The 14,707-nt window shown below is 67.2% G+C and carries 10 protein-coding genes; 3 read left to right on the top strand and 7 right to left on the bottom strand.

The features are described from left to right. The first annotated feature begins 20 nt into the window (after positions 1-20). Positions 21-629 carry an MspA family porin gene (locus NP4_RS10705; protein ID WP_067995734.1) on the top strand — a complete coding sequence of 203 codons (609 nt, stop codon included), beginning with the start codon at positions 21-23 and terminating at the stop codon, positions 627-629. Here the strand turns inward: NP4_RS10705 and dnaE are convergent, their stop codons facing one another. The 3 genes from dnaE to NP4_RS10690 all read right to left on the bottom strand — a co-directional run bounded on the left by dnaE (position 630) and on the right by NP4_RS10690 (position 6,497). Next, complete coding sequence (gene dnaE / locus NP4_RS10700) at positions 630-4,181, bottom strand: DNA polymerase III subunit alpha (RefSeq protein ID WP_082875740.1); 3,552 nt, start codon at positions 4,179-4,181, stop codon at positions 630-632. It abuts the gene before it with no gap. A gap of 144 nt (positions 4,182-4,325) precedes the next feature. Continuing rightward, positions 4,326-5,471, bottom strand: a complete 1,146-nt coding sequence (locus tag NP4_RS10695) for an AI-2E family transporter (RefSeq protein WP_067995723.1) — start codon at positions 5,469-5,471, stop codon at positions 4,326-4,328. A gap of 12 nt (positions 5,472-5,483) precedes the next feature. Next, positions 5,484-6,497, bottom strand: a complete 1,014-nt coding sequence (locus NP4_RS10690) for an esterase/lipase family protein (protein WP_067995717.1) — start codon at positions 6,495-6,497, stop codon at positions 5,484-5,486. 210 nt (positions 6,498-6,707) lie between these two features. Between NP4_RS10690 and NP4_RS10685 the strand changes: the two genes are divergently transcribed. Next, positions 6,708-7,550, top strand: coding sequence for a hypothetical protein (locus tag NP4_RS10685; RefSeq protein ID WP_067995983.1), 843 nt, complete (start codon positions 6,708-6,710; stop codon positions 7,548-7,550). On the opposite strand, the gene NP4_RS10680 is transcribed toward NP4_RS10685, so the two are convergent. Both NP4_RS10680 and NP4_RS10675 read right to left on the bottom strand, forming a co-directional pair. Continuing rightward, entirely contained in the window at positions 7,531-8,787 is a 1,257-nt protein-coding gene (locus tag NP4_RS10680; protein WP_067995716.1) for a sensor histidine kinase, read from the bottom strand. The two genes, NP4_RS10685 and NP4_RS10680, sit on opposite strands and share 20 nt — an antisense overlap. Beyond that, positions 8,784-9,500, bottom strand: a complete 717-nt coding sequence (locus NP4_RS10675) for a response regulator transcription factor (RefSeq protein ID WP_245997904.1) — start codon at positions 9,498-9,500, stop codon at positions 8,784-8,786. The genes NP4_RS10680 and NP4_RS10675 overlap by 4 nt, the downstream gene beginning before the upstream one ends. A 128-nt stretch (positions 9,501-9,628) precedes the next feature. On the opposite strand from NP4_RS10675, the gene NP4_RS10670 reads away from it, so the two are divergent. Continuing rightward, positions 9,629-10,762 carry a T6SS phospholipase effector Tle1-like catalytic domain-containing protein gene (locus tag NP4_RS10670; RefSeq protein WP_067995711.1) on the top strand — a complete coding sequence of 378 codons (1,134 nt, stop codon included), beginning with the start codon at positions 9,629-9,631 and terminating at the stop codon, positions 10,760-10,762. Positions 10,763-10,767: 5 nt separating this feature from the next. Here the strand turns inward: NP4_RS10670 and NP4_RS10665 are convergent, their stop codons facing one another. Next, positions 10,768-12,171, bottom strand: coding sequence for a S1 family peptidase (locus NP4_RS10665; RefSeq protein ID WP_067995699.1), 1,404 nt, complete (start codon positions 12,169-12,171; stop codon positions 10,768-10,770). 116 nt (positions 12,172-12,287) lie between these two features. Next, positions 12,288-14,699 carry a malto-oligosyltrehalose synthase gene (treY, locus tag NP4_RS10660; RefSeq protein ID WP_067995981.1) on the bottom strand — a complete coding sequence of 804 codons (2,412 nt, stop codon included), beginning with the start codon at positions 14,697-14,699 and terminating at the stop codon, positions 12,288-12,290. Between the last annotated feature and the right edge of the window lie 8 nt (positions 14,700-14,707).

The following is a 14,707-nucleotide window of genomic DNA, read 5'->3' as shown; positions in this document are numbered from 1 at the left end:
CGGCTACTACAGTTTCGACTATGACGTCCGCCCTGTGGAAGGTCTGCGCTATCGCTGTCGGTGTCGTCCTGTTCAGCACGCCGACCGCGCGGGCGGATGTCGAGGAGTTGACGCCGCACGAGAAGACCTTCGGCTCGGCATTCGGCAGTTTCACCGTTGGCAGCCGGTTCGAGACCATCAATCGGATTGCGTCGCTGAATCTCATGGGCACCACGCGTGAGGCGCTGCTCAGCGGTATCGCCTACGGTCTGGTCAACGGTGCCGCGGTCGGTGTGCTCAAAACCGGCTACCACGTCGGCTGCGCGGTCAATATCGGCGGCGGCAGCGTGGGCGCCTCCCCCCAGGTGACCGTCACCAGCCCCGGCAGTCAGAACGGACTTCCCCAGGTACAGGCCGAATTTCAGCCCATCGTGAGCATGAGCCTGGCCCCCGGTGAGGTCAAGGAGGTCCCGCTCGGGGAGAAGGAGATGGCCCCGGGCCGCGTGGTTCAAATCGTCATCCGCGACTTCCACCTCACCGTCAACCAGTGCAGCGGCCCGGTCACCCTGCGCCAATACGCCTACCTGTACGCCAAATCCGCCGATGTGGACGACAGCGGCGCGGTATTCGGCGATCCGACCTGGCTGTAACTATCCCGCCAGACACCCCGGGCCCAGCAGCGCCTTCAGGTCGCCCATCAGTGCCGAGGACGGTGAAACGCGCAGGCTGTCGTCGAGTTTGAGCAGGGTGGTCTTCTCGCGGGCGCCGACGTGGCGGATGTGGACGTCGGCGGGGCCGGGGTGGCTGCGCAGGACGCGCTGCAGGGCCTTGATCTTGTCGGGGGTGCACATGCGGGTGGGCATGGTGACCGCGAGGGGTTTCTCCATGCCGATGGCCGACAGGTCCGGCACCACCAGATCGTTGGCGATCAGCGAGATCCGGTCGTCGCGGGCTGAGACGCGGGCCTTCACCAGCACGACCGCGTCCTCGACGACGTCCATACCGAAGGCCGAATAGGCCTGCGGGAAGAACAGCACCTCGATACCACCGGACAGATCCTCCAATTGCGCGGAGGCCCAGGGCATTCCGTTCTTGTTGATGCGCCGGGTGACCGAGGCCAGGATGCCGCCGACGGTGACCTGCGCGCCGTCCTGGAGATTGCCTTCGAGAATGTTCGGGATCGCGGTATCGGCCTGGGCCGAGAGCACATGCGCCACGCCGTCGAGCGGATGGCCGGATACATACAGGCCCAGCATCTCTCGTTCGAGGGCGAGTTTGTGCTTGGTGTCCCACTCCTCGTCGGCGACCTTCACATTGAAGACCGAGGCCATCGACTCGTCGCTGTCGTCGAGGCCGCCGAACAGGTCGAACTGGCCGATCGCCTCGGCCTTCTTGGTGGCCATCACCGCGTCGATCGCATCGGAGTGCACCAGCAGCAGACCCTTGCGCGGGTGATTGAGCGAATCGAACGCGCCCGCCTTGATCAGCGATTCGGTGACCTTCTTGGTGCAGGCCACGGTGTCGATCTTGTTGAGGTAGTCGGAGAAGTCGGTGAACTTCGACTTCTCCTTGCGGGCGGCGATGATCGAGGCCACCACGTTCGCGCCGACATTGCGCACCGCGCCCATACCGAAGCGGATGTCGTTGCCGACGGAGGCGAATTCGAGTTCGGACTCGTTGACATCCGGCGGCAGCACCTGAATGCCCAGGCGGCGGCAGTCGGCCAGATAGACCGCGGCCTTGTCCTTGTCGTCACCGACGGAGGTGAGCAGGCCCGCCATGTATTCGGCCGGATAGTTGGCCTTGAGGTAGGCGGTCCAGAACGACACCAGGCCGTAGCCCGCGGCATGGGATTTGTTGAACGCGTAACCGGCGAACGGGAGAATCGTGTCCCACAGCGCCTTGATCGCCGGTTTGGAGAAGCCGTTCTCCAACATGCCCTTCTCGAAGCCCTCGAATTCGGCCTCGAGCACCTCGGCCTTCTTCTTACCCATGGCGCGGCGCAGAATATCGGCTCGGCCGAGGGAGTATCCGGCCACCTTCTGCGCGATCTGCATGATCTGCTCCTGGTACACGATCAACCCGTAGGTGTCGGCCAGGATGTCCTTCAGGGGCTCCTCGAGCTCCGGATGGATGGGTTTGACCTCTTGCCGCTTGTTCTTGCGGTCGGCGTAGTCGTTGTGGGCGTTCATGCCCATCGGGCCCGGGCGATACAGCGCGAGCACCGCGACGATGTCCTCGAAGCCGGTGGGCTGCATGCGGCGCAGCAGATCGCGCATGGCGCCGCCGTCGAGCTGGAATACGCCGAGAGTGTCACCGCGAGCGAGCAATTCGTAGGTCGGCGGATCTTCCAGCGGCAGGGTGTCCAGGTCGAGTTCGATACCGCGGTTGGCCTTGATGTTGACCAGGGCGTCGCCGATGACCGTCAGGTTGCGCAGACCCAGGAAGTCCATCTTCAACAGGCCGATGGCCTCACACGACGGATAGTCCCAGCCGGTGATGATCGCGCCGTCCTGCGCACGCTTCCAGACCGGGATGGCGTCGGTGAGCGGCTCACTGGACATGATGACCGCGCAGGCGTGCACACCGGCGTTGCGGATCAGGCCCTCGAGGCCGCGCGCGGTCTCGTAGATCTTGTTGACATCCGGGTTGGTATTGATGAGCTCCCGGACCTCGGCGGCCTCCTTGTACCGCTCGTGCTCGGGATCCATGATGCCCGACAGCGGAATGTCCTTGGCCATGATCGGCGGCGGCAGCGCCTTGGAGATCTGATCGGCGATCGCGAAACCCGGCTGGCCGAACTGCACGCGGGCCGAATCCTTCAGCGCCGCCTTGGTTTTAATGGTGCCGAAGGTGATCACCTGGGCGACCCGGTCGGTACCCCACTTCTCGGTGGCGTAGCGCACCATCTCACCGCGGCGGCGATCGTCGAAGTCGATATCGATATCGGGCATGGACACGCGCTCGGGATTGAGGAAGCGCTCGAACAGCAGCCCGTGCGGGATCGGGTCGATATTCGTGATGCCCATGGCGTAGGCGACCAGCGAGCCGGCCGCCGAACCACGGCCCGGGCCGACGCTGATGCCGACCGAGCGGGCGTAGGTGATGAGGTCGCCGACCACGAGGAAGTAGGCCGGGAAGCCCATCTCGATGATGACGTCGAGTTCGTAGTCGGCGCGGCGGACGTACTCGTCGGGCACGCCGCCGGGGAACCGGCGATCCAGGCCGCGGAAGACCTCCTTGCGCAGCCAGCTGGCCTGGGTCTCACCCTCGGGCACCGGGAAGATCGGCATCCGGTCGCGATGGGCCCAGACGTCCTCGTAGGACTGCACGCGCTCGCCGATGAGGACCGTATTGTCGCAGGCCCCAGGCACTTCCGCGTCCCAGATGGCGCGCATCTCCTCGGCGGACTTCAGGTAGTAGCCCGAGCCGTCGAATTTGAAGCGTGTCGGATCGGAGAGGGTCTTACCGGTCTGGATGCAGAGCAGCGCCTCGTGGTTGGCCGAATCCGACTCGTGCACATAGTGACAGTCGTTGGTGGCCAGGGGCGGAATGCCCAGCTGGCGGCCGACCTCGAGCAGGCCCTCGCGCACCCGGCGCTCGATGGACAGCCCGTGATCCATGATCTCGAGGAAGAAGTTGTCCTTGCCGAAGATCTCCTGCCACTTGGCGGCGGCCTCGAGGGCCTCGCGATCGTGGCCCAGGCGCAGGCGGGTCTGCACCTCGCCCGAGGGGCAGCCTGTGGTGGCGATGATGCCCTCGGCGTGCTCGGCGATGATCTCGGCGTCCATACGCGCCCACTTGCCGAGCTGACCCTCGATGGAGGCCAGCGACGAGAGCTTGAACAGGTTGCGCAGCCCGGTCGCGGTCTCGGCGACCATGGTCATATGCGTGTACGAACCGGAACCGGACACGTCGTCACTCTTCTGCGACGGGTCGCCCCACAGCACGCGCTTGGTGTTGAACCGCGACTCCGGCGCGATGTAGGCCTCGATGCCGATGATCGGCTTGATGCCCTGCTTCTTGGCGGAGTTGTAGAACTCCGAGGCGCCGTACATGTTGCCGTGGTCGGTCATGCCGACCGCGGTCATATTCAGCCGCTCGGCCTCTTTGAACAGAGGCGTGATCTTCGCCGCGCCGTCGAGCATCGAGTACTCGGTGTGGTTGTGGAGATGGACGAAAGATCCCGACGAGGCTGACACGCCATCGGATTCTAGAGGTAGCCACCGACGAAAATCGGTCCGACACGGCCCGACACGCAGAACCGGCTCATGGTATAGGTCACGGTCCTGGTCGGGACCCGACAAGATCGGCGTGTCGCGATTCTGCGTGTCTGCGAACCGATCTCAGCTCGCGCCGGTGACGATCTCGTCCTCGGGGTCGCGTTCGGGCTCCGGCGGCGTCGTGACCACGTCGATCTGCTCGCCGATATAGCGGACCACGACCGCCGCCACCGCCGCGATCGGCACCGCCAGGAACGCGCCGACGATTCCGTAGAGCGATCCGCCCGCGGTCACCGCGAGCAGCACGATCACCGCGTGCAGTTTCATACTGCGGCTCTGCAGCACCGGCTGGAGCACATTGCCCTCGAGTTGCTGCACCGCGATGATGATGGCCAGCACGATCAGCGCGGTGGTGAAACCCTTGCCCACCAACGCCACCAGCACCGCCAGCGCCCCGGCCACGAACGCGCCGACCATCGGAACGAATCCGCCCAGGAAGGTGATCACGGCCAGCACCAGCGCCAGCGGAACGCCGAGGATCACCAGCCCGGCCCCGATGAAGACCGCGTCGATCAGGCTGACCAGCGCCTGGGTGCGGATGAATCCGCCGAGGGTGGCCCAGACCCGGTTGAGCACCTCCTCCACGTGCTGCGCGCCGCGGCGGCCGAACAGCGCCTGCAGCCACGGCACGAAGCGCGGCCCGTCCTTGACGAAGAAGAATGTGAGCACCAGCACCAGAAACAGCGTGATGATCCCGCTCGTGGCCGCGCTCACGCCGCTGAACACTCCGGTGGCGATCCGCGTGGCACTCGACTGCAGCCGCGAGACGATCGCGTCCTTGGCCGAATTCAGCTGTTCGTCACGGATATTCAGCGGCGGGCCGTGTAGCCAGGCGGTGACCCGATTGATGCCGTCGGTGGCGCTGTCGGCCAGTTGCGGCACCTGGTCCACCACCGACGGCACGATCAGGGCGATGATTCCCGCGAGTACGGCGACGAAGCCGAGCATGGTGATCGATGCCGCCGCGGCGGCGGGCAGCCCGCGTTTCACCAGCCAGCGGGTCGGTGGCCAGAGCACCGTCGCGACGACGACGGCCAGCAGCACCGGCAGCACCGCGACCCACAATTTCGCGAGGACGTAGAAGATCACCCAGGCGCCCGCGGCGATCGCGACGATGCACACCGACCACTTGGCCAGCCAGAGCAATCCGTTGCCGATCACCGTCCCGCGATCCGCCGCGCCCGTTTCGTCCGTTTGCCGCTCGCTCACCGCCCCAGTCTGTCAGAGTAACCAGGGGTTGGTCGTACACACCAGGTTCGGGTGCGCCACCGGGTCCAGGGCGTGCAGTGCGATCGACACCGCCCGCGGTGAGTAGAGCATCGAATTGTGATCGGAGGTGTCCAGCGCACAACCGTCCTGCAGCGTGCGGTTGTGCACGGTCGCGCCCGGCCCGGCGGTGAGGAAGGTGCGCGGGGCGGGCGTGGAGACCTCGTCGAGGGCATCGGCCACGATCGTGTAGTCCACGCCCGGCACGGTGTCGCCGCCCGCGTTGAGTTTCCTCAGCACCGATGAGCCGACCAATTGCTGGATGCCCGCGTGCCCGATCAGATCCTCGGTCGGCGCGGTGAGATCGGTTCCGGTGCGCGCCTTGACGATTGCGAGCAGATTGCCCAGACCGCTCAGCGTGGTGCCGTGATTGGTGGCGCCGAAGGTGATCAGATGCCGCACCTTCGATCCGCCGGAATTCGAACCGCCGTCGAATTTCAGATACTGCCGCGCGACGACGCCGCCCTGGGAATGGCCGATCATATCGACCTGATCCGCGCCGGTGGTCGCGAGGACGCGATCGACGAAGGCCGCCAATTGTTTTCCGGAGTCCTCGATGTATCCGGTGGCCCCGATACTCGGCTGGACGAGTCCGTCACCGGGTGCGTTCGCGCGCCCGTAATTGAAGGTGAAGACGCAGTATCCGGCCTCGGCCAGCTGCGGCGACATATAGGAGTAGGCGCCGAACGCGCTGGCCCAGGTGCCGTGCACCAGCACGACCGGGCGCGGATGGGCCGCGTCGGGCTTGCAGTTCCAGTCGTTGGAACCCTGCGGCGCGACATCGGGATTGGCCAATCCGTAGGCGAAGGCGATCGCCTCGTCGGTGAATATCGGGCCGTAGCCGACGGTATCGGAGGAATGCGAACCGGAATCGGCGAACGCGGTTGCGGACAGGGGGCCGAATACGGCGGCAGTGGCCGCGGCCAGGATTACCGCGACACGGGGTGCGCGGCGGAGAACGCTTTTCATGTGGAGCCTGTGAATCTGTGTGCAGCGATGGGTCGAACTGGTCGGCCGTCCAGTTGCAGTGATAGTAGCGTCCGGATGGAAGTAATGTTGCTGTGAGTGTGCTCACCGAATGGTTGTGGCTCGAACCGACCCGTGGACACGATCGGAGAGTTCATGTCGGCGCTGTGTATTGCTCGCCGGTCGGTCATACCGACCGCGCAGGCTGCCGTGATGGCCAAACGTGATCTTGTCTTACTGCTTGCGATCGTCGCCGTTCTGTTCGGGGGAGCGCGCGCCCCGCTGGCGTCGGCCGCCGCGAACGCCGAGCCGAATTTCGAGGTCAAACTCGATCTCGTTGCCGCGGCGCTGGATTCGTCGGGCGCGCCCACCGCCGAGGTGCGCTCCGCCTTCGGGCTCGGCGCCTCGTCCAGGGCGCTCGCCTACGAGTACTTCGACACCTCGCCGCTGGAATTGAAGAACGCGGGCTGGAGTGTGCGCCTGCGGCACAAGGACGGCAAGGATCTCGACCTGGACTACAAGAAGCGCTTCGCGATCTCGGGCGAGAATATCGACGCCGCCCTGACCGAGGCCAACCGGCAGGGTTTCGATTCCTCCGATACCAACTACGCGGCCCAGGTGGACTGGACCTACGAGAAGATGACGCTCAGCTTCTCGAACAAGAAGTCCGAATCGGCCAAGGGCTACAAGGGAACTCGGCTGCCCTCGGAATCGGATGCGCGCACGCTGCTGGTCGACCGGATTCCCGGCAAGCTGGCGGACTGGTCGGGAAGGAATTGGGGCCGAGACCGATTGGCGGACTCGCGCCAGCACGGGCCGGTCGAGGCGCGCGACTGGTCGGGCTCCTGGCAGGGGACCGATATCGATCTCGAGGTGGTGCCGATCCGCGCGGTCTCGGGCTCGGGCACCGAGACGGTGATCGAGCTGTCGTTCAAGACCGATACCCGCGACGAGGCGAGGACGTTGCGCGACAAGGCCATCGGCACGCTGCGGTCCAAGGGCTGGCTGGCGCCGACCGACGTGCTGAAGACCGATCTCATTCTGACGCGGTACTGATTTCCGGCAGCGCCAGCACCGCCAGCGTGCCGCCGTCGGGCGCGGCCTCGATAATGGCGCTGCCGTCGTGCAATTGGGCGACCCAGCGCACGATCGACAATCCGATGCCGTGCCCGCTCGGCGAACCGGTGGTGCCGTGGGTGAACGGATCGCCGAGTGTCGCGTCCACTCCCGCGCCGTGATCGCGCACGCTGACCCGGCCCGCGGCCACGCTCACCTCGACCCGGCCGCCGCCGTGTACCAGGGCATTGTCGACCAGATTGCGCACGGCCAGGGTGAGCAGGTCCGGATCCGCCTGCACCACAGTGGGTTCGGCGCTCAGGGCGATATCGGGCCCGCATTCGGCGACGACGGCCTCGACCAGCTGATCCAGCCGCAGCCGCACCGCGTCCGGGCGCACCACCCCGGTCTGGGTGCGGGTGCGGGCGAGCAGTCCGGTGACCAACCGGCCCATCCGATCGGCCAAGCGCCGCACATCGGTCAGTGCCGTGGTGGCTCGATCCGGTTCGCGCAGGCCCGCATCGGTGTGCAGACGCAGGGTGGCCAGCGGGGTGCGCAGTTCGTGTGCGGCGTCGGCGAGGAAGCGTTCCTGATCGTCGAGCATGCGCAGCGCCGAGCGCATGCTCAGCCCCGACAGCAGATGGCCCGCGGCGGCCGCGAGCGCGATCAGGGCCGCGCCGCCCAGTTCGAGCGCGAGCACCAGCCCGTCGTGATCGCGTTCGCCCGGCGCGGGATCCACGGCCGCGAAAACCACCGCGCCCACCTGGGTTTCGCTGTTCCAGCTCGGCACCGCGGCCACCCGCACGGGATGGCCGTCGTTACTCGGCACGGTCCGGATGATCTGCTCGCCCTCGGTGGCGGCGTCGGCGGCCAGCGCCGCCAGCCGCGCGTCGGTGGGCAGGCCCGGCCGCCGGTGACCGAACGCCTCGCGCCAGCCCGCGGTCGCATCGTGGCTCAACACCGCGACCGAGGCCGTGCCCTGGGCCAGATCGTCCTCGCGCAGCAGTTCCAGATCGAGTCCGCCCTTCTCGTCCCAGAACACGTCGCGGGTCAGGCCGGTGGCGATCCGGTCGACGCGATCGTCGAGGGCCCGCTGGCGTGAGCGGGCGTCGATGGTCGCGGCGAAGGCGCCGAAGACGATCAGGCAGATCGCGGTGATCGCGGTGAACAGCACGGTCAGCCGCCAACGGGTGCGTCGCAGCCGTGCGACCGCCGGGCGCGGATCGCGTCCGGTCACGGTTCGATGGTGAAGCCGACGCCGCGGACGGTATCGATGAGCGGCGGCGCGCCGAGTTTGCGGCGCAGCTGCGCGATCACCACGTCGACCACGTTGGAGGCGGGTTCGGCCATCTCGTCCCAGCAGCATTCGATGAGTTCGGTGCGGGTGACGACGCTGCCCGCGCGGGTGGCGAGCAGTTCCAGGACGCCGAACTCCTTGGGCGTCAACGTCAACAGCACCCCGGCCCGCTGTACCCGCCGCCGCGGGCGGTCGACCACCAGATCGCGGATCTGGGTGCGGGTCGGCGCCGGGCGTTCCTGGCGGCGGCACAGGGCGCGCACCCGGGCGGCCAGCTCGTCGAGGTCGAAGGGTTTGACCACATAGTCGTCGGCGCCGTGGGCGAAGCCGTCGAGCCGGTCGGCCAGGCCGTCGCGGGCGGTGAGGATCAGCACCGGGGTGCGGTCGCCGGATTCGCGATGTGCGCGCACCAGATCCAGGCCGTCGCCGTCGGGCAGGCCGCGATCGATGATCAGGCAGTCGTAGGCGTTGACCGTGATCTTCAGATCCGCATCGGCCATATCCCGCGCGAGATCGACCGCGAAGCCCGCGGCCCGCAGGCCGTCGGCGACCTCGTCGCCCAGCTCGCGATCGTCCTCGACTACCAGTACGCGCATCCTGCTCATTTCAGCACAGCCGGGTGCGGTGGCGACGGCAGCGCGTTCTGCGGGCATGTCCGTCACAATGGCAGGGACTTCATGAGGAATCTGTGAAGCGATTAACACTTGCGTAGGGCCGAGTCGATGATTCGGGTAGTCGGCTACGCAAGTTCGGGGACGAACGGGGCGGGAGGATTTCACCCATGAAACGACTGGTGGTCTGTTGTGACGGCACGTGGGGTGCGGAGAGCAACCCCTCGGTGTCCAATATCGTCAAGATCGCCGAATCGGTCCGGCTGCACACCCCCTCGGCGCGTGGGGGCGGGGTGGGTCAGCGCGTCTTCTACATCGACGGGCCCGGTTCGCGCGGTTATCTCGCCGACAAATTGCTCGGCGGGGCGTTCGGCCTGGGCCTGGACGCGAATCTGTCGACCATGTACTGGCAGCTGGCCCTGAACTGGGAGCCCGGCGACGAGATCTACATCTTCGGCTTCAGCCGCGGCGCCTATACCGCGCGCAGCCTCGCGGGCATGATCAACCGCCTGGGCCTGATGACGGCCGAGGCGATGATCGATGGGAAATATCCGCAGGCGCTGCGGATCTATCGGGAGCGCAAGCGCAATCCCGATGATCCGGATCCGCAGCACTGGGTGCGCTTCCGCGAGGAGAACTGCCACTACTCGGTGCCGATCAAGTTCATGGGCGTCTTCGACACCGTGGGCTCGATGGGTGTGCCGCTGCTGACCTCGTGGCGCTACCGCTTCCACGATGTGCGGCTGTCGCCGCTGGTCGAATGCGCGCGTCAGGCGTTGGCCATCAACGAACGCCGCCGCGCCTTCGCGCCGTGTCTGTGGGAGGTGCCCGAGGCGGTGCAGCAGGATCCCGAGCGGGTCAAGCAGGTCTGGTTCAAGGGAGTGCACACCGATATCGGCGGCGGCTATCAGGATCCGCGGCTGTCGAACATCACGCTGCGCTGGATGGTGAGCGAGGCCGAGAAGCAGGGCCTGGTGTTCGATCGGGATCGGTTGGAGCAGTTGATCGCTCGCCACGCGGGCTTCGACAACTCCGTGACGCCGCACAACTCGCTGACCGTCGGCTATCGCATGCTGAATTTGTGCGCGAAGGTGGCGCATCCGACCAGTAAGCGGTTCTATCGCGACTCCTGGCGGCGATTGGGCCTGCCCGACGATCACCAGGTGTACCTGTCGACCACGGCGCAGCCCTGTTCGGATTACAACCCGCCGAACGTGATGCGCTGGGAGAACGAACTGGCCGGCTCGCTTCCCTACGAGCCGGCCGCGACGACCTCGGAGCTACCGCAGGCGATCACGGCCTGAGGTCGTCAGTTCGTTCGCACCGTCAGACCCGGATTGGCCTGCAGCACAGGGTTGATCGGCTGACCGATCAGCAGTGGGATCAGACCGCATCCGTCCGACGGTGAGGTCGGATCCATGGCGACGGCGCTGGTGATCCCGACGGCCTTGGAGCCGGCGAAGATCGGACCACCGCTGTCGCCGTGCTGACCGCAGACATTGGCGGCGAACATATGCTCGAGGCGGGTGGAGTCCTTGTCCTCGGGCTTCATCTTCACATTGAGTTCCAGATCGACGTCGATGACCTGGCCGCAGGTGTAGCCGGTGCGCATACCGGCCTTGCAGACGATGCCGCCGACGACGGGGTCGGCGGTGCCGTCGATGCCGATATCCGGACCGGCCGGCGGCGTCCCGGCCGACCCCTCGCTGCTGCTGGTCGGCAGATGCAGTCCGGCGGCCGAACCCGCCGACATCGGGCCCGGCACCGTGATGCGGCGGGTGGTGATCTGGTTGTTGCGGAAGCGCGCCGCCGCGGCGTCGCCGATGCGGATGACCGAGAAGTCGTGCGGGCCGAGATTGGACGCCTCGAAGTAGCCGAGATCGTCGCCGCGCCGCTTGTCGTGGGCGTCGAAACCGGTTTCGAAGATGTGCCGCGGCTGGGTCGACTTGTCGGCCTTGGGGAGCAGATTGTTCGGATTGCAATGTCCCGCTGTGATATTCACGGCGTGTCCGGCGGCGTCGGTGCCGTTGAATCCGAACGAGCATTTGCCGGTCCGGCCCAGGAAGTCGAAGGCATAGGGCTGCCCGCCGATGACGGCGTCGGTGCCGGCGCCCGTCATCGGCTCCTTGTCGACGATCGGGCCGCTGTAGGGCTGGGCCACCGGGATCTGCGCGGTGATCGAGCGGAGCCGACCCGCCTCGCTGGGCAGCTGCGTGCCCTGGGCGACCCGCACGGTCAGGCTGTTGTGCGTGACGTCGATGCCGTAGCCCACCACCGATTCGGCCACCGATCGCGGCTGCCGAGCCAGCCACTGTTCGAAGGCGGTGCGCCGCCCGCGCAGCGTGGCCAGGCTGTCGCCGACCGTCTCCACCGCGAAACCCGCCTGCTGCGCGGCCTTTCGGGCCGCATCCGAACTCACCCCGTCGGCCAGCGCCACGACGCCGCGGTCACCGTCCATGCGGACACCGGCGAAAACGTTCGGATGCGCGATGCGCGCGGTGGACGCGAAGTCGGCGAGCCGCTCGGAGGTTCGGATGCGCGCGAGATACTGCTGAGCGCTGATCTTCAGATCGCGCTGCAGGGCCTCGACCAGATCGGTGGGGAGGTCCGGCGATTGCGGAGCCGCGGGGGCGGGAGCGGCGAGCGTCCCGATCATCGTGACTGCGACGCAACAGCCGAGCGCCACCCGACGCGCGCGGAAACCGAACTCCATACGAGCTGCCTCCTGACGAAACGCGATCGATCGTGCGGATGCAGCCGATGATGCTATGTCTCACCAGTCACAAAAGGGACCAACGGGTCGGCCAGCGTGTCGCGTGGCCGGGCGTGTCATCGCACCAGCAGGGCGACCGGAAGCCGGGCGAACAGCTTGTCCGCGCGGACCGGACCGGAGAAGATCTGCCCGGTCAGCCGGTCGGTCCAACTGCCCTCGGGCAGTTCGAGGGCGGTATCGCCCCAGCCGGAATCGGCCAGTCCCACGCTGTGCCGGGTCGCGGCCACGATCACCTGCGGCGGTTCGCCGATCCGGCCGCGGGCGTAGCCGAGTAGATGCGCCGACCGCTCGCCGGTCGCGAACAGCGGGGTGTAGCCGCCGCCGACGAAGCAGTCGGGGCGCTCGCGGCGCAGCCACAGCGCATAGGCGACCACCCACATCTTCGCCGCCCCGGAGGCGTCCAGTTCCGGTGTGCCGGTGAGAGATTGGAGCATGGCCAGGCGATGGGAGAAATCCACCGGGCGGCGGTTGTCCGGATCGACGAGCGAATCCTCCCAGAGTTCGCAGCCCTGGTAGATATCCGGAATGCCGGGCCCGCACAGCTGTAACAGCTTCTGCGCCAGCGCGTCCGACCAGGCGTGCGGGGACAGTTTCGTGACCAGCTCGCTCAGCTCCGCACCGACCGGGCCGTCGATCACCGCGTCGATCCAGTGGTGCAGTTCGGTCTCGAATTCGGAATCGGGCTCCTCCCAGGAGGACCGGGTGCCCGCCTCGCGAACGGCCTTCTCCGCGAACTGATGCAGCCGCTCGCGCAGTCCGGGTACCGCGGCGGCCGCGCGGCCGTCGGCCGGCCAGACCCCGAACATGTTCTGTAACAGGAACAGCGCGGTCGCGCCGTCCGGCGGCGGGGTGATGTCGTTCCACGCCGTTACCGCGCCCGCCCACGTCTCAGCCAGCTGCGACAGCACCGAGATGCGGGCGCGCACATCCTCACCGCGCTTGGTGTCATGGGTGGACAGGGCGGTCATCGAGGCCGGCCAGCGGCGAGCGCGATCGGCATTGGCGAGGTGGAATTCCAACGGCGAGCGCCCGAATCGGGCCGGATCGCCGCCGACCTCCTGCAGCGACACCAGCCGCGCGGCCTGATAGAACATGGTGTCCTCGACGGCCTTGGCCGTGATCGCCCCGCACACCTGCTGGAAGCGCACCGCCGCCTCGCCGCCCGCGGCCAGCGCCGCGACCAGGACCGCCAGCGGCGCGGCCAATTCGCCGTTGCGCCTTTCGATTTCGGCGATGACCTCGGCGAGCACACCGGTCAGGGGCGAATAGTCGGTGCGATAGACCGGCACATGCGACAGCGCCTCGATGGTGGCGTTGGTGAGCGCCATGGTGTCGAAATCCTCGGCGCCGCCGTCGCGTTTGACCGCGGCCACCAGTCGTCGCACCTCGGGCACCAGCAGCTTCTCGGCCACCGCGCGTTTGATCCGATGTTCGGTATCGGCGAACCATTCCGCGTCGCTGCCGTGCTCGCACAATTCGCGCGACAGTTCGGTGAGGGCCGGCTCCCCGGCGGGGTCGACGAAGACCCCGCCCACGAGGGCGAGCGCGTCGTAGCCGGTGGTGCCATCGATGGGCAGGACGGGGTCCAGCGGTTCGGAGCGGGCGAGGATCTTCTCCACCAGCAGCAGCCGATTGGGGCCGATCAGGCGGCGCAGTTTGGTCAGATAACCCGCGGGGTCGGCCAACCCGTCGGGATGGTCGATGCGCACGCCGTCGACGAGATCGTGTTCACACCAGGCGGCCAGTTCGCGATGGCTGAGGTCGAAGACGGCCGGATCCTCCTGCCGGATCGCGGCCAGACTCGACACCGCGAAGAAACGGCGATACGTGCACACCCCGGCCTTCCAGCTGACCAGGCGATAGTGCTGGCGATCGTGAATGCGCAGCGCGTTCTCGCCGTCGGTGCCCGGGGCGATGGGGAAGCGCAGATCGTGCAGGGCGAGCATGGGCTCGGGGCCGCTGCGGTCCACGGTCAGCGCGGCCGGATCGTTCTCGCTCTGCAGCACCGGCAGCGCCAAGCGTCCGCCCGCGCCGTTGGCCGGACTCCAGTCGATATCGAAGAAGTGCGCGAACTGCGAGCCCTTGCCGTTGCGCAGCACATCCCACCACCACGGATTCTGGCGCGGATCGGCCACGCCCACGTGATTGGGCACCAGATCGACGATCAACCCCATACCCCGGGCGCGAACCTCGTCGGACAGCGCCTTGAGTCCGGCCGGGCCGCCCAGCGCCGCGGAGACCGTTGTCGGATCGGTCACGTCGTAGCCGTGGGTGGACCCGTGGGCCGCGGTCAGGATCGGGGACAGGTACAGGTGGGAGATGCCCAGCTGCTGCAGATACTCCGCGATCGCGCGGGCATCGGCGAAGGTGAGCAGGTCGGGCCGCAGTTGCAACCGGTAGGTGCTGCGGACCGATGTACGGCGGGCGATCGGCCCGGTGACCTCGTCGGGCGGTGTCGGTTCTGTCATCTCGCCAT

Origin of the sequence: Nocardia pseudobrasiliensis NBRC 108224 (genome assembly GCF_001613105.1) — a bacterium.
In the GTDB taxonomy this organism is placed as follows: domain Bacteria; phylum Actinomycetota; class Actinomycetes; order Mycobacteriales; family Mycobacteriaceae; genus Nocardia; species Nocardia pseudobrasiliensis.
The sequence above is the reverse complement of the archived record's forward strand: the minus strand, read 5'-3'. Positions and strand labels throughout refer to the sequence as shown.